The 19,615-nt window shown below is 64.6% G+C and carries 14 protein-coding genes, 5 tRNA genes and 1 pseudogene; 6 read left to right on the top strand and 14 right to left on the bottom strand.

Going from position 1 to position 19,615, the window contains the following annotated elements; genetic code table 11:
* Positions 1-111: 111 nt before the first annotated feature.
* The 4 genes from JQ46_RS02170 to JQ46_RS02160 all read right to left on the bottom strand — a co-directional run bounded on the left by JQ46_RS02170 (position 112) and on the right by JQ46_RS02160 (position 2,429).
* Positions 112-200, bottom strand: a tRNA-Ser gene (locus JQ46_RS02170).
* 344 nt (positions 201-544) lie between these two features.
* Entirely contained in the window at positions 545-703 is a 159-nt protein-coding gene (locus tag JQ46_RS11310; RefSeq protein WP_176755025.1) for a hypothetical protein, read from the bottom strand.
* A gap of 535 nt (positions 704-1,238) precedes the next feature.
* Positions 1,239-1,874: a nucleoside deaminase gene (locus tag JQ46_RS02165; protein ID WP_424647991.1), complete on the bottom strand. Its 636-nt coding sequence runs from the start codon at positions 1,872-1,874 to the stop codon at positions 1,239-1,241.
* 3 nt (positions 1,875-1,877) lie between these two features.
* Positions 1,878-2,429, bottom strand: coding sequence for a tRNA adenosine deaminase-associated protein (locus JQ46_RS02160; protein ID WP_034985086.1), 552 nt, complete (start codon positions 2,427-2,429; stop codon positions 1,878-1,880).
* A 40-nt stretch (positions 2,430-2,469) separates the two neighbouring features.
* Between JQ46_RS02160 and JQ46_RS02155 the strand changes: the two genes are divergently transcribed.
* Entirely contained in the window at positions 2,470-3,600 is a 1,131-nt protein-coding gene (locus JQ46_RS02155) for a prephenate dehydrogenase (protein ID WP_051876201.1), read from the top strand.
* A gap of 88 nt (positions 3,601-3,688) precedes the next feature.
* On the opposite strand, the gene JQ46_RS02150 is transcribed toward JQ46_RS02155, so the two are convergent.
* The 6 genes from JQ46_RS02150 to JQ46_RS02125 all read right to left on the bottom strand — a co-directional run bounded on the left by JQ46_RS02150 (position 3,689) and on the right by JQ46_RS02125 (position 10,031).
* Entirely contained in the window at positions 3,689-4,741 is a 1,053-nt protein-coding gene (locus JQ46_RS02150; RefSeq protein ID WP_237744675.1) for a hypothetical protein, read from the bottom strand.
* A gap of 1,290 nt (positions 4,742-6,031) precedes the next feature.
* The gene (locus tag JQ46_RS02145; RefSeq protein WP_034985084.1) at positions 6,032-7,393 is read right to left on the bottom strand and encodes a trypsin-like serine protease; all 1,362 of its coding nucleotides are present in this window, start codon (positions 7,391-7,393) and stop codon (positions 6,032-6,034) included.
* 38 nt (positions 7,394-7,431) lie between these two features.
* A complete protein-coding gene (locus tag JQ46_RS02140) occupies positions 7,432-8,508 on the bottom strand; it encodes a hypothetical protein (RefSeq protein WP_192817222.1) in 1,077 nt (358 codons plus the stop codon).
* A gap of 555 nt (positions 8,509-9,063) precedes the next feature.
* A tRNA-Arg gene (locus JQ46_RS02135) sits at positions 9,064-9,136 on the bottom strand.
* Between the two features lie 567 nt (positions 9,137-9,703).
* Positions 9,704-9,779 (bottom strand) — tRNA-Arg (locus JQ46_RS02130).
* 167 nt (positions 9,780-9,946) lie between these two features.
* A tRNA-Ser gene (locus tag JQ46_RS02125) sits at positions 9,947-10,031 on the bottom strand.
* Between the two features lie 203 nt (positions 10,032-10,234).
* Between JQ46_RS02125 and JQ46_RS02120 the strand changes: the two genes are divergently transcribed.
* Positions 10,235-11,431: a pyridoxal phosphate-dependent aminotransferase gene (locus JQ46_RS02120; RefSeq protein WP_034985082.1), complete on the top strand. Its 1,197-nt coding sequence runs from the start codon at positions 10,235-10,237 to the stop codon at positions 11,429-11,431.
* Positions 11,394-12,203: a hypothetical protein gene (locus JQ46_RS02115; RefSeq protein WP_155271080.1), complete on the top strand. Its 810-nt coding sequence runs from the start codon at positions 11,394-11,396 to the stop codon at positions 12,201-12,203. The genes JQ46_RS02120 and JQ46_RS02115 overlap by 38 nt, the downstream gene beginning before the upstream one ends.
* Before the next feature lie 19 nt (positions 12,204-12,222).
* Here JQ46_RS02115 and JQ46_RS02110 read toward each other — a convergent pair.
* Positions 12,223-12,307: transfer RNA gene (locus tag JQ46_RS02110), tRNA-Ser, on the bottom strand.
* A gap of 90 nt (positions 12,308-12,397) precedes the next feature.
* Between JQ46_RS02110 and JQ46_RS02105 the strand changes: the two genes are divergently transcribed.
* Positions 12,398-13,399 (top strand): NAD(P)H-quinone oxidoreductase, encoded by a 1,002-nt coding sequence (locus tag JQ46_RS02105; RefSeq protein ID WP_034985079.1) that lies wholly within the window; start codon positions 12,398-12,400, stop codon positions 13,397-13,399.
* Positions 13,400-13,470: 71 nt separating this feature from the next.
* On the opposite strand, the gene JQ46_RS02100 is transcribed toward JQ46_RS02105, so the two are convergent.
* Complete coding sequence (locus tag JQ46_RS02100; protein WP_034985078.1) at positions 13,471-14,370, bottom strand: EamA family transporter; 900 nt, start codon at positions 14,368-14,370, stop codon at positions 13,471-13,473.
* Between the two features lie 9 nt (positions 14,371-14,379).
* Complete coding sequence (locus tag JQ46_RS02095) at positions 14,380-15,747, bottom strand: aminotransferase class V-fold PLP-dependent enzyme (protein ID WP_051876200.1); 1,368 nt, start codon at positions 15,745-15,747, stop codon at positions 14,380-14,382.
* A 360-nt stretch (positions 15,748-16,107) separates the two neighbouring features.
* On the opposite strand from JQ46_RS02095, the gene JQ46_RS02090 reads away from it, so the two are divergent.
* Positions 16,108-16,995 carry an ABC transporter permease gene (locus tag JQ46_RS02090; RefSeq protein WP_034985075.1) on the top strand — a complete coding sequence of 296 codons (888 nt, stop codon included), beginning with the start codon at positions 16,108-16,110 and terminating at the stop codon, positions 16,993-16,995.
* 111 nt (positions 16,996-17,106) lie between these two features.
* Positions 17,107-17,895, top strand: a complete 789-nt coding sequence (locus JQ46_RS02085) for an ABC transporter ATP-binding protein (protein ID WP_034985074.1) — start codon at positions 17,107-17,109, stop codon at positions 17,893-17,895.
* A 290-nt stretch (positions 17,896-18,185) separates the two neighbouring features.
* Here JQ46_RS02085 and JQ46_RS10915 read toward each other — a convergent pair.
* Positions 18,186-19,405 (bottom strand): annotated as a pseudogene (locus JQ46_RS10915) (IS30-like element IS1513 family transposase).
* Positions 19,406-19,615 lie beyond the last annotated feature (210 nt).

Here is a 19,615-nt window from a genome sequence, read left to right as displayed (position 1 = left end):
GCACTTCCGCCCCCTTGCGACTGAGCGCCCGGCAAAACCTAACCCCGCGCACGCAAAAACCGCGCGCCACCTCCGGGCTTCACCCGGAAACAGCACGCGGTAAAAAAATTTTGGCGGTGGCGGAGGGATTTGAACCCTCGGTTGCTACTAACAACACTCGCTTTCGAGGCGAGCACCTTCGGCCGCTCGGACACGCCACCATAGTCAGCGATTGCAGACTCGTACTAGCGTAACACCCCCACATTTTCGCAACAAAACCCCACCCTGCGCATGCGAGAGCCCCGCACACGCTCCGCGCACACTCCGCGCGCGCATCCACACGTCCCCGCGCACGCCCCGCACACACTCCGCGCACGCCCCGCACACACTCCGCGCGCGCATCCACACGTCCCCGCGCACGCCCCCGCACACGCAAAAGCCCGCCGCGAACTTCCATCAGTTCGCGGCGGGCTTCCAGCTTCAGCGCTTCAGCCTCCGCGCAGAAAGTCTCCGCACGGGAGACCGCAGAAGGCTTGCGCCTAGCGGGCCTTAGCTCTGACAGGTCTTACTTGTCGCCGAAGACCTTGTCCATGCCCTTGTTCAGGCCGTCCTTGGCCTTGTCAGCCTTGTCGCCGTCCAGCTTGCCGTCGATGGCCTTCTCAGCACCGTCCTGAATCTTGTCGCGGTGCTCGCCTGCCATGTCCTTTGCCTTGTTCAGATCCATTGATCTCTCCTTGTGTCTATTGCCACTAACTTTGTTCTAATTTGTGCGCCCCAGCCGCAGCATTCGTACGACCAGGACGCTCGATTTCCAACGTAGGTTCGTTCTGCCATTCTCGCCACCACCGAGCCGTCTCCCCAGCCTTCAGACGCCCATTTCGATCGCAAAAGCACTGTTCAGAACCACTCATTAATTTTCTATAACACTTATTGACGCCCCCTCATCCTCCGCATCCTCACCCCTCCCTTGGGCCTCGCAGCCTGAGTGGACGGGAATGTCCGGGGAGTGCGTCGGCCACGGAGAATTCCAGCAACCGAGCAGTACGAGTCGGGCGCACCCGGCGGAGGCGCCAGCGCAGGCGCGCGGGTCAAGCATATCCAGCACGCGCGCGGGCGCGCCGTGGAAGAACCGCAAGAAGTAAAGCCCCTGCTCCTGGATAGGCGAATTATCCAGGAGCAGGGGCTCCCTCTCAGCATATCCAGCACGGGCGGGGCGCGCCCGTGCGCAGGCGGGCGGGCAAGCGCGGGCTCGCGCGCGCCTAGCGCAGGCGGGCGAAGAACTGCCGCAGCAGTTCTTCGCACTGCCCGGCCAGCACGCCTCCGCGGACCTCCGCCCAGTGCAGCGGAGACTCCCGCGGCACGTCCCAGACGCTGCCGCACGCCCCGGTCCGGGGCTCGTAGGCTCCGAAGACGATGCTGCCAATTCGCGCCCCGACCAGCGCCCCCGCACACATGGCGCAGGGTTCCAGGGTGACCACTAGCGTGCAGTTTTCCAGCCGCCAGGCGTCCCCGAGCTCCCGCACGGCTTCCCGGATGGCGAGGATCTCCGCGTGTGCGGTGGGATCATTGTCGGCTTCGCGCCGGTTCACGCCCCGCCCGAGTTCCCGCCCGTCCTGGTCGAGAATCACAGCTCCGACGGGAACGTCCCCGGCGGGAGTCTCCGCAGCGATGTCCAGGGCGCGGCGCATCAGCGCTTCCGCGCACGCATCCCCGGCGGCCTGCGGCAATCCCTCGCCCACGCACGCCTGAGCCTCAGCATCACCGCGTACGCCAGCCCCGCTGCACGCGCCCGGCAACCCGCCGCGCAACTCAGCTGCGTCACGCACTTCAGCCCCATCGCGCATCTCAGCTGGCTCGGCGGCACCCCACGCGCCCGGCGCGCCCTCCACCCCCACCGGCTAGAACTCCAGCTCCACGCCCACCAGGTCCGCCAGCTCGTCGGCGAATCCCAGCTCGTCTGCCACGCGCAGAACCTGCTCCGCCCCATACAGGTCGTCGTCGTAGAAGATGATGGACATTATCTGCTCGCTGACACCTAGATCCTCCAGCAGGTCGAAGTCGCCCTCGGGCCACGGATCGTCCGAGGCGTCGGCCTCCTCTTCCGAAGGCTCGTCAATGTCCAGAGTGTCCAACACCTCGCTGGCAATGTCGTAGTCCAACGCGGCAGTGGCGTCACTAAGTAAGATCCGCACGCCACTCGGCACCGGGCGGAGCACAACGGACCAGTCGTCCTCGATGCACAGCAGCCCCACGACCGGGCCCTCCGCGCGCGAGGCTCGCAACTCCGCGATGAGGTCGGGCAGGCTTTCCGTCGCGCGGGTGGGGAGTTCGCGCAGGTGCCAGTGGCCGTCGGCGCGAATGGCGGACACGGCGAAGGTCAGGTCGCCGCCGTCGCCGCCGCAGCCGGCGCCATAGCCACGGCCGCCATTGTCAAAGCTGTCGGTGCTCATGTCCCCCAACGCTAGTCGGCTTTGTGGAACACTGGGTAGCGTGAGACACGAAATTTCTTCCGACTACCGCCTGAGCACCCTCCCCGAGGATCGCCGCCCGCTGTGCATCCTGGGGCTGGGGCTGATCGGCGGTTCGCTGATGCGCGATGCGCAGGCCGCCGGCTGGCCCGTGTTCGGCTGGAATCGGTCGGAGAAAACCGTCACCCGCGCGCGCCGCGATGGCTACGACGTCTCGGGCGACCTCGAGGCAACGCTGCGCCGCGCCGAGGAGGCCGATGCGCTCTTGATCCTTGGCGTGCCGATGCCCGCGCTGTCTTTTCTTCTTGACGCCATATCTCAGCACGCTCCGACCTGCGGCTTTACTGACGTGACCAGCGTGAAGCAGGAAGTGCACGACCTCGTGGAGGCGAAGGGCATGTCCGATCGCTTCGTGGGCGGACATCCGATGGCTGGCACCGCGAACTCGGGCTGGCAGGCGACGATGCACGGGCTGTTCCGGGGTGCCGTGTGGGTGGTGACGTATGACAACGCGCGGGAGCTGGCGGGGGCTAGCGGCGCGGCAGGCGGCAGCGCGGGCGTGGCAGGCGGCAGCCGCGCGATTTCGAGAGCAGCGGGCGCAGCTGCCAGCGCCGACGCCTACGCGATCAGCAAGCGCTGGCTGGATACGTGGGTGCGCGTGGTCGGGCTGGCCGAGGAGGTCGGCGCGTCGGTAATCCCCGCCATCGCACGCCGACATGACAGCGCCGTGGGGCGGGTCAGCCACCTACCGCACATCCTCGCCGAGGCACTGGCAGTCGCGGGTGATAGTGGAGGTCCATTGGCGCTGAGCCTGGCGGCGTCAAGTTTCCGCGACGGCACGCGCGTGGCTGGAACGGACCCTGACCTGGTGCGCGCGATGGTGGAGAACAACCGCCCTGCCGTGCTGGAGGCCCTGGACCAGACCATTGAACTGCTGCAGAGCGCGCAGGAGGATATCTCCCACCCGGATCGTTCCCTGAAGACACTTGCCGAGGACGGCCACGCCGCGCGCGGGCGCTTCGAGGCGCGGGCGGGCCGCAACAAGGGGGATGCCCCCAACCGGCCAATTATCCGCGTGCGGCCGGGGGCGCCGGGTTGGCTGGATCAGCTCCGCTCGGCGGAGTCCATGGGCGCGCAGATCGGCATTTTCTAGCAGGGCGGGGTGTCGCGCTGCGACGCCTGCGAGCGCCGCCCCGCCGCGTTCGCCCGGCACCACCGCGCACTGCCGCCCCCGCGCCCCGCTAGCAGTCGTCCTTTGTCTTGGCCGGCGGGGCGCCTTCCAGCACGTCAGGTAGTTCCTTGGCCAGGGAATCCACGCCCTCCCACGCGGTCGTCTCCAACCCATCGTTGGGAATCGCCATAATGGCCACGGGTGTCATTTCTCCGTTCGGACCGGGCACCAGGCCAAGCTGGCGGTAGATGAAACGCCCGTCCGGCTCCGGGCCCCAGCCGCCCTTAAACTGCGCTCCTTTGATCTTCGACAGCCCGTAGCTGTGCTCCGGGATGATGTGGCCCATTCGCTCCAGCACCTTGTCAGAGCCATTCATGCACCGGAACCCGTTCATGAACTTCACCTGATCCGTCAGCTTCCACTTAATCGCGCCGAACCCGACGTAGACCCCATCTTCAAACTGCTTCGCCGCGTTCGTCGGGTCGCCTACGCGGTGCATGTAATCGCGCACTTTGTAGGAGGCGGTGCGGTCCGAGCCGTCGCCGACATACATCCAGAGCCGAAACGCGGCGTCATTATCCGAATAGTGGATCGCCGCGTCCATGTCGGCTTCCATCGCGGCGCGAGGGGCGGGCTGGCCGTGGGCTTCCGCGTGGCGCAGCTTCTCCTCGACCGCGCCGGCGATCGGCACCTTGATCGTCGACCAGGCGCCTTCCTCGTTGAGCTTGCCCGCGTGCAGAGGCCCTTCCTGCCCGAGGATTGCCACTCCGACCTGCACGTTGTTCTTCTCGGCGATGTCGGCCGCCAGCTTGTCCAGCTTTGCCTGCTGTTCCTCGTCGGTGGGCGGGGTGGCGTCTGCGCCGTCGTTGTCGCCGGTGTCGTCGTTGTCGCCGGTGTCGTTGTCGGGCGCGGCGGCGGTGTTGGCGGCGGGTGCGCTCTCTTCGCCCTTCTTCTCGACGCCCCCTTCCCCGCCGTTTAGCCCCATCACCAAACCGACCGTGATGGCGAGGACGGCGGCTCCCACTCCGAGGCTCGCGACGAGTCCGCCACGTCCGTCGCGTGTGCCGCGGCCGCCGGCCTCTCCGCTCCGCGACTGCCCTTCGGGGCGTTCATTGCTCGCCATCTTCCCTCCTTGACCAGCTGTTTCTTCGAACTCTTCCGTCTCGGCTGCGCATTCTCCGCTGTCTAGCACTTCACCACGCAGCGTTCCACCGCTCAACGCTTCCGAGCAGCGTCTCCACCGCCTAGCGCTTCACCACGCGGCGTCTCCACCACTTGGCACTTCACCACGCGGCGTCTCCACCACTTGGCACTTCACCACGCGGCGTCTCCACCACCTAGCACTTCACCACGCAGCGTTCCGCTACCTAGCACTTCACCGCGCGACATCTCCACCGCTCAACGCTTCCGAGCAACGTTCCCGCTGTGCGGCAAATCACCTCCGAGAGCGATCGCGTTCAGTCTAGCCAGGAATCCCCCTGCTCGCGCCCCATACACTCTCGCTTCCGAGACTCTTAACCCCCTCCGGCAGTACTCTTAGCCTCCGGCGACGGTGTGCTTACTTCTCCAGTGGCAAAACTCGCCGTAGGTCTCCCCAGCTTCGCCCCCAAAGCCGCCCATCCCCTCTCGTTTGAGCCCGTTTGGCCCACCTTCAGCCCCGACGGGAGCACTTGCGAAAGCCTGGATGTCCCAAATCTTCCACTTTCAACGAGTAGCACCTTTGCAGCAAAATTTCGCAACTCCCTGACCTGCACTAATAGATGGTTATAAAAACAGAGTGGAAGATTTGGGACATCCTCCTCCGCGCCCGGCTTCCGAAAAGCCCAATATTGGGAAATTCCCGAATGAGGGACGCAGTTTCGCACCCTTACTCAGGTATCCCCCGCCCCCGTTTCGGCCGTCTATGACGCTTACAGCGCTTCGGCTTAAAACCACCCCCACCACATCTGCCTGTCTAGCGTCACCCTAAGGCCGCCCATCTTCATCCGAAGCCTTCCCACTTCCACCCGAAGGCCTCCCCCCCGCCCGAAGGACACCGAATGTGCCCGCAGGCATGCCGAAGACTTGCTGCAGACGCACCCGCGGACATGCTGCAACACGCTGCGGGCACGACCCCGGAGAAGCGATGTCCCAAATCTTCGAGTTATTGAAAGTAGCGGGTTTGCAGCCAAATTTCGCAAGCCGCTGACCCGCGCAAACATAATAGTTATATTCTAAGACGTGGAATTTGGGACATTACCCTCCAAGACCCCTTGTACCTGAGACGTCCCGGGATGTCAGGGGCCCGGCGCCGCGGGGCTTGCAGACGCGAGCCAGGGACTCCAGGGATCCGCCAGGCGCCGGGCACCCGCCAAGCGCTGGGCGCAGGTCAGGCCCGCCAGGCGCCGGGCACCCGCCAAGCGCTGGGCGCAGGTCAGGCCCGGCGCGACCCGGGCATCTTCCGCCGGCCAAACCAGCCCAGCGCGAGCGCCAGCACCAGCCCGGCCGCAGCCACCGCAAGATACCGTCCGACGTAATCTCCGCTGGTCTGCGGCGTTTTCGGCGGAGCAGGAGTGGTGTCCGCTGTCAACACGCTGGACGTGTCGCGCCCGCTGGTGACGTCCTCGATCCAGGCTGCGGCGTCCGAAAGCGTGGTGATGGCCGCCGTCGGCGAGGGCAAGTCCGGGTCTCCGTTGGCCGTGCCCGCAGTCGCGAGGCCTGCGAGTTTGCCGCCGACGAAGAACGGCGCGCCCGAGTCGCCGCCCTGCATCGCCGCGCGCGAGAGGGACTCTGCCTCGAGGATTCCCCCGACGATTTTTGGCATGACGCCACCCGCCTCACCTGCGGAAACCTCCCCACCGCCCATGGCGATTTCGGCAGGGACGGACTCCACCCCTTCGGGGCTGGGGGCGCCCGCGGACGCAGAAGGCTTCGAAGAGCGGGAGTCTCCGGAGGTCTCCGAGGTCGGAGTGTCTGGCTTACCCGACTTGCCCGACTTGCCCGACTGACCTGGCGCGGCGGCGCCGGGTGCGGGAGATCCAGGTGCAGCGGTGCCGGGTGCGGGAGATCCAGGTGCAGCGGCGCCGGGTGCGGGGGATCCGGGCTCCGGCATGGCGCCGTCGCCCCGGAGGATCTGGGGCGCGCCCGCGCCGCCGGAACCGCCGGGCGCGGGGATGGATTCCACGCCACCCTCAACATGCGGCGCGGCCGGCGCCTGCGAGTCGGTCGGCGCTTCAGGCTTTTCAGAGGTCTTCGGAGCCCCGCCGCCGGTGCTCGGCGCGGCCGGCGTTGGTGAACCGCCGGCACCCGGCCCGGCGAGAACTTCCCGCACTCGCATCCGCGCCACCGGAAGATCGCCCTTGCGCGCCATCAGTGAGCTGCTGCTCCAGCCGTAGAGATTCCCCTCGTCGCCCACGCCCGGCATGCTATCGGCCAGCTCCGCCGGCTCGACTCCCTCGACGGGCTTGGTGAGGTGCAAGAGGCCGGCGTCCATAACAGGCGACAGCGACCACGAATCCGCGTCGTAGACAGCACCCGCGATGCGCGCCTGCGTGCCCTCGTTGGAGACGGATTCCAGGCAGTGCCGCGCCGTCAGCACCCACTGCGGGGCCACAAGCGTGCCCGTGCAGTCGCCGAAGTTGCCGACGCGCCCGATGCGCAGGGATGCGACCGTCCGCGACTCCGCGTTGTCCGGTGCGTGCTCGCCGTATTCCAGCGCGCTGGCGGGAGTCACGCACCCGCCGGCCAGGACTGCTGCGGCCGCGATGGCTGCCATTCGTGATGTCAGTTTCTTCATGCTGGTGCTCCTCGTGCTCCTCGTTCTCATCCGGCTCCTCATGCTCGCTCTCCCGCGCGTTCTCCCGCGATCAGCCGGACCACCTGCGCGACGCATCGCTCCGCCGGCCCCTGCCCTGCAAACAACTTCCGCGCCGGCCCGGCGGCCAGCTTCTTCCACGCCCACGCGAACGCCAGGAACGCCGCGATAAACGCCGCCGCCCACAGGTCCGAGTGCAGCGACACGTGCGTCTGCCACCACAGAGCCGTAAGCACGTGGAGGATGTACACCGTCAGCGCCATCGCACCCAGCGCGACCAGCGGATTCGTAGCCTTTACACGCCGCCCGACAATCAGGCTCAGGTGCAGCACAATGGCGGCGACGGCGATGGAAAGCACGATCTCGCCCAGCACGCCCGTGTGCCCGGTCGCGCGCGCCCAGCCGGGAAGGTCGGTCTGAAAGCGCAGGTAGAAGCCTATTGCTGCGGCGAGGCAGGCGATTGCGGTTGTTATCTTTGTGACGCCACCAGCCCCCGTGCCATCCTTTCCCACGTACACGTCGAAGAGGACCATCCCGGCCAGGATGTACGCGACCCACGCGAGGTGTGGGTACGGGAGCGGGAGTTCCAGCGGGGCGTAGCGCCACGTGGCGGCGGCTGTGGCGATGAGCAGGAGAGCGACTTTCGCGCCCGTCGGCAGTGGAGGCACCCAGGCGGTGGCGAGCATCGTTGCACCGAGGACGACCAGCACGACCTGGATCTCCCCTCCGACGGGCAGAAGCGCCAGGCCGATGAGGGTGATCAGCGCGCCGCGGGCAGCGAGCTTCGCGATGGTCTGCAAAGTGGTAGCGCGTGCGGCGGCGTTGGTCCAGATGAGCATCATGGTCACGCCCGCGATCACCGCGAACAGTGCAGCCGGGAGCCCCGACAGGATCACCTTCGTTTGCCATAGCGGGTGACCAAGGTGCAGGTAGATCATCCCGAGGATTGCTAACCCGCGGGCGATGTCGAGCCCGAGGATGCGCGGGCGCTTTGCATTTGCCGTTCCGTCGGCTGCCGTTTCAGCGCTATTTGCGCTGGTGTGGGCTTCGTCTCCGCGTGCCTTCGCGGAGCTCCTAGAAGTAGGTGTTTTTACCACCCGGCTGTCTCCTTTTTAGTTCTCATTCTTAGTGTTCGAGCTCTGCGCTCGAACTCCATGCTCAAACTCAGTGTTCAAACTCCATGCTCAAGTCCAGAGCAGGCCCGCTATGCGGAACGATTGTCTTTTTTAACGTCTGATTCTTAGGATTCCCTGCCGCACGTTTGCAAGCCTCCTGTAAGTTTCTTTTAAGTTCCCCGCCCCGCCGAACGCCCCTCCTACCGCTGGAGCACCCGCAAAAGGGGCAATGTCCAAAATCTTCCACTTTTAAAGAAAAGCAGATATGCAGCAAAATATTGCAAGGCTCTGACCTGCAGAAATAGATAGTTATAGAAACAGAGTGGAAGATTTGGGACATTCCCCTCCTCGCCAGGCAGCGAAATGGCCAATCTCTAGGCCCCTCCCGAATGAGGGACGCAAATTCGCGCCCTTACTCAGGTATCCCCTGCCCCCGTTTCGGCCGTCTATGGCGCTTACGGAGCTTCGACCTTTCGAGCCCCCGCAAGACAAAACCCCGTGGCCGACGGAGTCATCGCTGGTCACAGGGGAAATTTGTGCGCCCGGAGGGATTCGAACCCCCAACCTTCTGATCCGTAGTCAGATGCTCTATCCGTTGAGCTACGGGCGCATCACCGCTGCCCCAAAGGGCATCGATTAGGTCTGCAAGGTTGCCCTTGCAACGCAGATTAACTCTACACACCGGGGACACAAAACAACAAATCCCCACTTCACCAGCGGAAATGAAATCATGAACGCGCGGCAACGGGGTAGTGCGCCACGGATGAAACGGACACCAAGCAACGCACCGTGGATCCTACGGGGATCAAGCAACGCACCGTGGATCCCACGGGGACCAAGCAACGCACCGTGGATCCCACGGGGATCACGCAGTGGACCACGGGTGGAACGGAGGAGATCTGCAGACCCGGCGCGCGAAGCGCGCCGGAAGGCTCAGCGGCCGAAGTGTGCGCTGTGCGGAGGCGATCGCTAACGCGACCGCCTCTGTCGACCCAAACCGTCTGCGGCGCCCATGCTCCCGCATGCGCGCTGCAGTCGGAGAGCACGGCGCGCCCACCGCGCGCCGTGCAGGCGCCCCGCGTGCACACGCACGCGCGGCGCATGTTCCAACCGCCCGCCATTCCAGCAAAAGCAAAACCCCCGCAACCGGCGGAGAACCGCCAGCCACAGGGGAAAATGGTGCGCCCGGAGGGATTCGAACCCCCAACCTTCTGATCCGTAGTCAGATGCTCTATCCGTTGAGCTACGGGCGCTTGGAAACTTCGACAAAGTGCTTCACGCCGGCACAATCCCAGCGGACCACCACAGGCGCACCACACGCCCCACAACACTGTCCGCAGCTGTTGACCCCGGAACCTCACCACAAGTAACCGGGCAGCTATATGGGCAGCTCTGGCGCTGACGCACTCTGTCGAAGTTGCGGAGGCGACAGGATTTGAACCTGCGGTCCCCTAAGGGACAACTCCTTAGCAGGGAGCCCCATTCGGCCGCTCTGGCACGCCTCCGAACGTCGTATCGCAGCACTGTTTCCAGATACCACAATCTCGACCGAACTTAGCCTACACAACCTGCCCACCTTCCCCAAAATCCCGCCCGCTTCTCCGCCTGCCCTGCTGGCCACGACTCTACCTGCTCCAGCCACGCTTCCCCGTAACCTCCCAGCAACCTCCCCGAAGTCCTGTCCCCGGCCCCAACTACACTGTGCAGTATGATTCGCCCCGATCTTTCCTCCCTGCCCGCATACGTCCCCGGCTCCGCCCAGCCGGGCGCGCTGAAGTTGGCTTCCAACGAGTCTTCGCTGTCGCCGTTGCCTTCTGTAAGTGCTGTTATTAATGACGCCACCTCGAACCTCAACCGCTACCCCGACATGGCTTCGGGCGCATTGCGTGGGAAACTCGCGCAGTGGTTGGGCGTGGACCTCGACAACGTCGCCGTAGGTAATGGCAGTTCCGCCCTGTGCCAGCAGCTGGTGCAGGCCACATGCAAGGACGGCGATGAGGTTGTGTACGCCTGGCGGTCGTTCGAGGCATATCCGATCCTGTGCAAGATCGCCGGTGCGGTTGGGGTAGGTGTGCCGCTGAAGAGTGGGCGTCATGACCTCAAGGCAATGAGTGAAGCGATCGGCGAGCGTACGCGCCTAGTTTTTGTGTGCAACCCGAATAATCCGACGGGCACGACGGTGAGCCGCGACGAGTTCCACGAGTTCATGGGGCGCGTGCCTGCGAATGTGACGGTTGTGCTGGATGAGGCGTATGTGGAGTACAACCGGGATGCGGAGTCTCCGGTGGCGTTGGAGGAGCTGCAGCGCTACCCGAACCTGGCGGTGTGCCGAACGTTCTCGAAGGCGTACGGGCTGGCGGGCCTGCGGCTGGGTTACCTGGTCGGCCCGGCAGAGCTGGTGGAGGCCGTGAATAAGGTGGGGATTCCTTTCGGCGTGAACGCGCTGGCGCAGGCGGCGGGTATTGCGAGCGTGGAGGCGCAGGACGAGCTGGCCGCGCGCGTGGATGCGACGATGGCGGAGCGCGAGCGGGTGGAGGCGTACCTGGCGGGGGTTGCTCCGGCTGGCACTGGCGGTGCCGGCGCGGCGGGCGGGGCTGCGGACGGCGCGGAAGGCGCCGAGCCGTTGACGTACCCCTCGCAGGCGAACTTTGTGTGGCTGAACGCGGGCGAGCGCGCGGAGGCGCTGGATGAGGCTCTGAAGCGCGAGGGTGTGATCGCGCGGTGTTTCGCGGGCGAGGGCGTGCGCGTGACGGTGACAACGTCGGAGGAGACGGATGTGCTGCTCCGCGCGCTGGAGCGTGCGCTGCCTGCCGCTGGGCTTGCTAACTACTCGGAAGCCGACCCGGCCTCCGGCAGCGACGCGGCGAATGGCACCGCGCACTCGCAGGCCGACCAGGCCGACTAGCGCCGTGCATCCGGAGGATCCGACGCGCATCCCTGCCGTGATGGAGCGTCTGCGCGCGGCGTGGGAGGCTCAGCCTTCGGTGCCGTTTGCGCAGTTGTGGGCTCAGTTGGAGTCGGTGGGCGTGGGTTTCAACGCCACCGATGCGGAGCTGGTGGAGGCGTGCGATGAGTTGTTGCGCCGTCACCCTTATTCTTTCGCCCCGGTCCTACCGGGAGCGCTTTCTGCCGTGCCTAGTGACGCCCCTTCGGCCTCCCCTGCCCCGCGCACCGTCGTGGTGGAGACGGCCGACCCTGGGCCGGTGGTGACGCTTTCAGTGGAGCCGGAGGAGCCTCTGGGGTGGGCGGTTGTGCGTGGCCGGCGTGCGGGGGTTCAGCCGGTGGTGTGGCGTTTTCTAGGGGTGCGGGCGTGCCGGGCGGGTGCTCCTTTGGTGGTGGAGGATGCAGAGGGGTTTGTGCATCGCCTGGGTGTGGTGGAGCGTATGACGTCTGCGGGGTTTGCGGTGGCTCCGGGGGAGAATGCGGCTGCACTGGAGGGGTTGCGGCGCGCGGAGTTGGGGGATCGGGTGTTTGTGGTGCGTTTTGAGGATGATTCGTGGGCGTTGGTGGGGCACGCTCTGTGGTGGTTTCGGGTGGGGCGACGCGCGGTGGATGCGCGGAGGTTGAAGTGGGTGGGGTTTGTGTCTGGAATGCCTGGAGCCCCGCTCCTGGTGCGTACACCGGGAGCGGGGCTCGAGGAGTTGCCGCTGGTCGCGGAGGTTTTCCGCGCCAGCTGACGAGAAGCAACCCAGCCTGCGGAAGTAGAGGGATTTGAACCCCCGGATGGTTTCCCATCGCTGGTTTTCAAGACCAGTGCATTCGGCCGCTCTGCCATACTTCCAACGCGGCTCAATACCGCTCAAAACATCCTACACCCCACACCACAACGCACCCATTTCCAGCCGCACAATGATTCATTAGGGTGGAGACCATGAGCATCACCACCAACGCAATCATCCAGACCGATACCGAAAACCCCAGCTCCCTGGCCTGGCAAACCACCAGCATCGCCGATCCCCAACCCGGCGAAGCCCTGGTGCGCATCCACTACGCGGGCGTCAATAGAGCAGACACCCTCCAAGCCCAAGGCCACTACCCCCCGCCAGCCGGCACCACCAACATCATTGGCCTGGAAGCCGCTGGAGTGATCGAAGACCCCAACGGCGCCACCCACGCCGACGGCACCCCTTGGCACGCAGGCGACGAAGTCGCCGCTCTACTCTCCGGGGGCGGATACAGCGAATACGCCACCGTGCCCGAAGGCCAACTGCTGCCCATCCCCGCCGGATACAGCCTCGCCGAAGCCGCCAGCGTGGTGGAAGTTGCCTGCACCGTCTGGTCCAACATCATGATGACCGCCCATCTACGCGAAGGCGATACCATCCTCTTCCACGGCGGTGGCGGAGGCATCGGCATCTTCGGCATCCAACTAGCCAAAGCACTCGGCGCCACCGTGGCAGTCACCGCCGGCTCCGAGGAAAAGCTTCACGTATGCCGCCGCTACGGCGCGGACATCCTCATTAACTATAAGGAGGAAGACTTCGCCGAGGTTCTCACAGAACACGGCGGGGCGGACGTGATCCTGGACATCATCGGCGCAAAATACCTCGACCGCAACATCACGGCCCTGGCCCCCGACGGGCACATCGTGATCATCGGCATGCAAGGCGGCGTGAAGGGCGAGCTGAACATCGCCAAGCTACTCAACAAACGCGGCAACATCAGCGCCACCGGCCTGCGCTACCGCGACGCGAAAGACAAGGCGCGCATCGTCGCCGAAACCCTACACAACGTATGGCCACTGCTGGAAAACGAGCAGATCACCCACCACATCGACCGGATCATGCCCATCGCCGAAGCCGCCGCCGCACACAAGGCACTGCTGGCCGGGGAAGTCACTGGCAAGATCGTGCTCGAACTACCCCAGAGCTAGGCGCGGCGGGCGCGCAGCCCAGAGCGGCATGCGAACTCGAGGCCCGGCGCCATGCAAGCGATCGCGGCGACCTAAGCGCGCGGCTTGGTAAGCCGCCCGCGCCCACGAGCCCCACCCCCGAGCCCACGCCGCGGCCACCCGCCGGTCTGCACCAACACAAGCGCCGCCAGCACCAGCAGCAGGCCAACCCACTGCACCAGCGAAAGTCGCTCGCCGACGAACACCACGCCCAGGAACGTCGCCGTCACCGGGGAAAGCACGCCCAGGATCGCCACCTGCACCACGTCCAACTTGGCCAAACCGTGGAACCAAATGCCATACGCAATCAGGGCACCGAAGATCGTCAGGTACGCATAGCCCAGCACATTCTGGCCGGTCAGATGATCCGGCAACCCCTCCATCACCAGCAGCAGTGGAACCAGGAACAACCCGCCGAAAGTCAGCTGCCAGCCCGTCACCGCCAGCTGCGGCACATCGTCCGGCTTACCCCACTTCTTCGCCAGAATCGCACCCAAACCCATGCACACACTGGCGCCTAAACCCGCGAGGATGCCGCCGGTATTCAGGGCGGCGGCGGGCGTCAATACCAAACAAGCCACACCCACCACGGCAACGAGCGCGCCGATCACCTGGTACGGCTGAATGCGCGTGCCCAACAACGCCGGACTCAGGGCGATCACCCACAACGGCGCCGTGTTCGTCACAATCGCCGCCACACCGCCCGGCAGCAAATACGCCGCCGCGAACAGCAGAGCAAAGAAGCCGCCGATGTTCACAACCCCCAGCACCGCAGACTTCCACCACCACTGCCCGCGCGGCAGCCTGCGGAACCACAGCAGCAGCATCAAACCCGCAGGTAGCGCACGCAGCACACCCGCCAGCAGCGGCCGCCCAGGTGGCAGCATGTTCGTGGTGACGATGTACGTCGTTCCCCAAATAATCGGTGTAAGCGCAGTAATCAGTCGAAGCACACGGCCACGCTATCTTACGGACGCCACCACCCGCACCAGCTGGTCCACATCATGCACGGTGTTGTGCGGGGCGAACCCGACGGAAACTGCACCGGCCTGGTCCAGGGACGAACCCAGCGCAGAGGCTGCGTCTGCGGCCGAGGCCGCATCTGAGTTCGCGCCCGAATCCGCGCCCTTGCGAACGTGGCGGCCACGAGAGTTCGCGCTCGGCGCAGCCGGCTGCTCCTCGAAAACTCCCATGCGCTCCAGCAGCTGCGACTGGCCCGGTGCGACCACGCCCGCGACCACACCATTAGCCAGCAGGCGTTGCACCACCACGCCCGCGGGCACGCCATCCACCAGGAAGCTCACGCGCGGAACGCGGTCCACGGCGGCGAATTCCTCCAGCACGGGGCCGTCGCCATCCACGCCGATCACGTGGACGGTGCCGAGGGTTTGCAGCCCCTCCACCAGGTGCGTTGCCAGGGAATTCAGGTAGTCTGCCGCATGCGGTAGGCCGGTCTTCAACCGGGTACGGCGGGTGCCACGGGCGGAATCATCCAGGCGGGCCAGGTGGTCCACGGCCTCCGCCACACCACCCAGCAGGCCCTCGGACACGCCACCCACGCCCACGCCATGGCCAGAGCGGAACACGGCCCGGCGGGTGGCATCGTCCTTAAACACCAGCGCGCCGACGCTCGGGCCGCCCAGGCTAGCGACATCCAAGGCCAGCACGTCCGCGCCCATCTGCTCCACGTCCACCACGCGGTACGGGGCGAAGGTATCCACGTCCACCACCAGCAGAGCCCGGGACTTCGCCCGCACACAATCAGCGATGGCGCGGACATCCGTCACCGCACCCACATAACGGTTCGCGGCGGAGACCGCCACCACCGTGGTTTCCGGCTCCACCAAGTTCGCAAACTGCCAAGCCGGCAGCACACCACTGGATAGATCCGGTTCCGCCCAGCGCACCCGAGCGCCATACAGATCCGCCGCATGCTTCCACGGGGAAACGTTCGCCGGATCGTCAATGCGGGACAGCACGACCTCCTGGCCCAGGCGCAAGCGCCGGTACAGAGCGTGCGCCAGGTCATCCAGCAACGCCTCGCGGGAGGCGCCCAGCACCACATTCTCCGGCCGCGCGCCCGTCAGGTCCGCAATCGCAGTGCGCGCCGAATCGCCGAAAGACTCACCAATGCGGCGGCCCAGACGCTGCGCGCGGGAATGCGAACCGGTCGCGGACTCCGGCGGCTCCAGCAAAGAAGCCACCCGGAAACTCCGCGCCACAGCCGAAGACACCCTTTCTGGCACCTGCGGGAAATCCTGCGCGTTTAGGTACGTCCAGCCATCCGACAGCGATGCATACAACCCCCGGACCCGTGGTACATCGAACACTGGACTACTCCTTAATGTTTAGACTGCTGAGGACTGCGCTTCCTGCACATCGCGCCGCCTGTGCACGGCGGCGCCCAGAACTCCCCGCCCCGGGCTCGGAGGGCCCGCTGCGAAAAAGCCGGGGAACTAACCTCAACCGATACTAGCGCTCAATCCGGACAGGCAACACCGCTCCCGGTCCCGGCTGCGAACCGGCGCCTCGCGCCGCGGGGAACTGCCGGCGCTAACTGCCACCAGCCCAGCCGGCAAAGCAGAAGCGGGACTCGCCGGGAATAGGAGGTGTGGGCGTCACAAAGTAAAATAGACTGCCTCAAAGCAACAGCAACAAAAACGCGAAGCAGTAACAAGAAGCAGGACCAAATGCCACAAAAAATGCCAGAGGCCGCGGATCTACAGCGGATCACCGCCGCGGCAGAAGGCGACATCCCAGCTAGCAACTCCCAAACCTTCGGCGCGGCATGGGCCGACCTGAAGAAGGGGTTTGCGCAGCGCGAACTATGGCTCGCACTCGGCTGGCAGGACATCAAACAACGCTACCGGCGCAGTACCCTCGGACCCCTGTGGATCACCATCGCCACCGGCGTGATGGCCCTGGCCCTCGGCCTGCTGTACAGCCTGCTGTTCCAGCAAGACTTGGCCAGCTTCCTGCCGCACGTCGCCGTCGGCCTGATCCTGTGGGGCTTTATCTCTGGCTGCATCAAGGACGGCTCCGAAGTGTTCATCGCCAACGAAGGGCTGATCAAGCAACTGCCGTCGGCTTTGTCGGTGCACGTATACCGCCTGGTGTGGAGGCAGTTCCTATTCCTGCTGCACAACCTGGTGATCTGGCTAGTGCTGCTGGCCGTGTTCCGCCCATCGCTCGGGTGGGAAGTGCTGCTGGTCGTGCCCGCCATGGCGCTAATGATCGCCAACGGCATCTGGGTGACCATGTTCTTCGGCATCATCGCCACCCGGTTCCGCGACGTAGCCCCGCTGCTGGATTCGCTAGTCCAACTAGCTTTTTATATGACGCCCATCGTCTGGACCACCAAAACCCTGCGCGACCAAGGCGGGGCAGTGGCCGAACGAGCTCGCATTGCAGAGATTAACCCGCTGTACCACTACCTAGAGATCGTCCGCGGGCCGATGATCGGCGAGCCAGTCCCCGCCTACCACTGGGGCATCGTTGGCTTGCTTACGGTTATCGGGCTTGCGCTGGCGCTGCTGGTGATGCGCCGCTGGCGCTTCCGCGTGAGCTACTGGGTATAGCCGCGCTGGCTGGCTTGGTTATGGCTTGGCTTTGCGGCTTGCGGCTGGCTTAGCGGTAGGCGGGCTTGGGGCCCGCCAGCCGCGACAACTGAAACAACAAAGTGAGATGACATGGTTTCGATTGACACTTACGACGCTTGCGTAGACTTCCCCATCTTCGATGCGAAGACCCGCTCCATGAAGCAGACATTCCTGGGGGCTGCCGGCGGCGCGATCGGCAGGAACTCGTCGAATACGGTGATGGTGGAGGCACTTAAGGGCGTCAATCTGCATTTGCAGGACGGTGACCGGATCGGCCTGGTTGGGCACAACGGCGCCGGCAAGTCCACCCTGCTGCGCCTGCTCAGTGGGATCTACGAGCCGACGCGCGGGTCCGCGATCGTGCGCGGGCGCGTGGCCCCCGTTTTCGACCTGGGTGTAGGCATGGATCCGGAGATCTCCGGGTACGAGAACATCATGATCCGCGGGCTGTTCCTGGGGCAGACGCGGAAGGCGATGCGGCGGAAAATGGACGACATTGCGGAGTTCAGCGAACTCGGCGAATACCTGGATATGCCGCTGCGCACCTACTCCACGGGCATGCGGATTCGGCTGGCTTTGGGGGTTGTGACCAGCATCGACCCGGAGATTCTGCTGCTGGACGAAGGCATCGGCGCCGTGGATGCTGCGTTCATGGCTAAGGCACGCGGGCGACTGGTGGAGATGGTTGAGCGGAGCGGCATCCTGGTTTTCGCCTCGCACAGCAACGAGTTCCTGGCGCAGCTGTGTGACAGTGCGCTGTGGATCGACCACGGAGAGGTCCGGCAGGTGGGGCGCGTGGATGATGTGGTTGAGGCCTATGAGGGGCCGGAGGCTGGCGAGCACGTCCGCCAGGTGCTGAAGGACCTGGGCCGGGGTTAGTGCTGGCGGGGTGCTGGGCCGCTGGGGGTGCGGGCCGAGGTTAGAGCACTGGGGTGGTGGGTTTGCGGGGCTGCTGGGGTTTGCGGGGCTGCTGGGGTTTGCGGGGCTGCTGGGGTTTGCTAGTTGGCTTTGCGGGGCTGTTGGGCGAGCCCCGACGACCCCACCAGTCCCACCTTCCCCATCAGCCCCTACCACCCCACTTGTCCCATAAGCCACCCTGAATCCCGTCCCAGCGAGAGGCTAAGTGTCGGAAAAGTTGCAGTTCAAAACTCTAAATGTCGGAGGCGGAATCAAGCGGTGGATGCGCCACGCTTGAATAGTTCGTTGAGTATTTCACGTGGGGTTGCGCCGCCGAGGATTTGTCGGGGTGTTTCGTTGAGCTCATTTTGCACCCACGCGACATGTTCGGGTGTGACGGTGGCAAAGTCGGTGCCCTTTTTGTAGAACCTGCGCCTGATCTCGCCGTTGGTGTTCTCGTTGGTTGGTCTCTGCCACGGTGAGTGCGGTTCACAGAAAAACACCTGGCAGCCGTCTTTAATCTGGACTTGTGCTGTGACAGCCATTTCTGCGCCTTGGTCCCATGTGATGGTCTTTAGCTGCTCGGTGTTGAGGTCTTTGACCATGTCCTGCAGGGTTGCGACCACGGTGTGTGAACTGTGCTCATCGGGAAGGTGTCCAAGCAGGGTGTAACGGCTGGTGCGCTCTACTAGGGTAATCAGCGCGCTTTTGCCACCTTTACCAATAACAAGGTCGCCCTCCCAGTGCCCGGGAATAGCCCTGTCATCAGCTTCCGGGCTGCGGTGGGTGATCTCAGCACCTTTGATCCAAGGGCGACCGGTTAACACGCCAGCGTTTCGGGCACGACGCTTGCGTGTTGAGCCGCCGCGGATAAGTACGTCTTTAGTCTTCATGACTTCTTCAAGCTCGGCTCGCAGGCTGCCTTTGCCTTGAATGTATAAGGCACTGTAGATCGCTTCGTGGGAAATACGCATGCTTTCATCATCGCTGAAAGCATGCTCAAGCCATGCACTAATGCGCCCAGGTGACCACCTGCGGGCAAGGCAATCGACTACTACACCCCGAAGCGTTGGGCTTTCATCGAGCTTGCGTAGTTTTGGCCGCACCATCCGACCAGCAGTAGAAACAGCAGCGTTGTGGGCGTTATACCGCAGCTGCTCTGTGCCGTCCTCATCGACGATCTTCCAACCATTACGGGTGATTTCACGAGCGACGACACTGTGGTGCCTATTTATTTTCTGCGCGATGGCTCGTGCCGAATCACCGACACGACATCCCGCTTCAATAGCAACACGGTCTTCAACAGTAAGCCTGCGACCACGCCCTACTAAGGCGTGTTTGTCGAATACGCCGCTAGGAAATCCATCAACGGCTTGAGTTTTCATCGGTGCTGGCATAACAGAATCTTTACCCAGCTTCTTGCCTGTATCTGGCAAAGACACCACCGCCTCATCAGGCGTTCGACGATGTCGCTGCCGGCGTAACTTCGCATACCGCTGCTTCCTTATCCACCCATACACGGTAGAAGGATGCACACCGATAGCATCAGCCACTGTCTGACAGCTCTCACCAGCAAGCACTCGCTCCACGGCCTGGGCACGTTCATCAGGTGACAAGTGGGCGCGTCTAGGCCGCACTTCGATTACACCAGCTTTCTTTAACCTGCTGTGAAGCAAGCCAGTCGATATTCCAACAGTCTGTG

Origin of the sequence: Corynebacterium jeikeium (assembly GCF_000738175.1) — a bacterium.
Lineage (GTDB): Bacteria > Actinomycetota > Actinomycetes > Mycobacteriales > Mycobacteriaceae > Corynebacterium > Corynebacterium jeikeium_C.
Note: the sequence above shows the minus strand (reverse complement) of the source record. Positions and strands in the feature narration are given on the sequence as shown.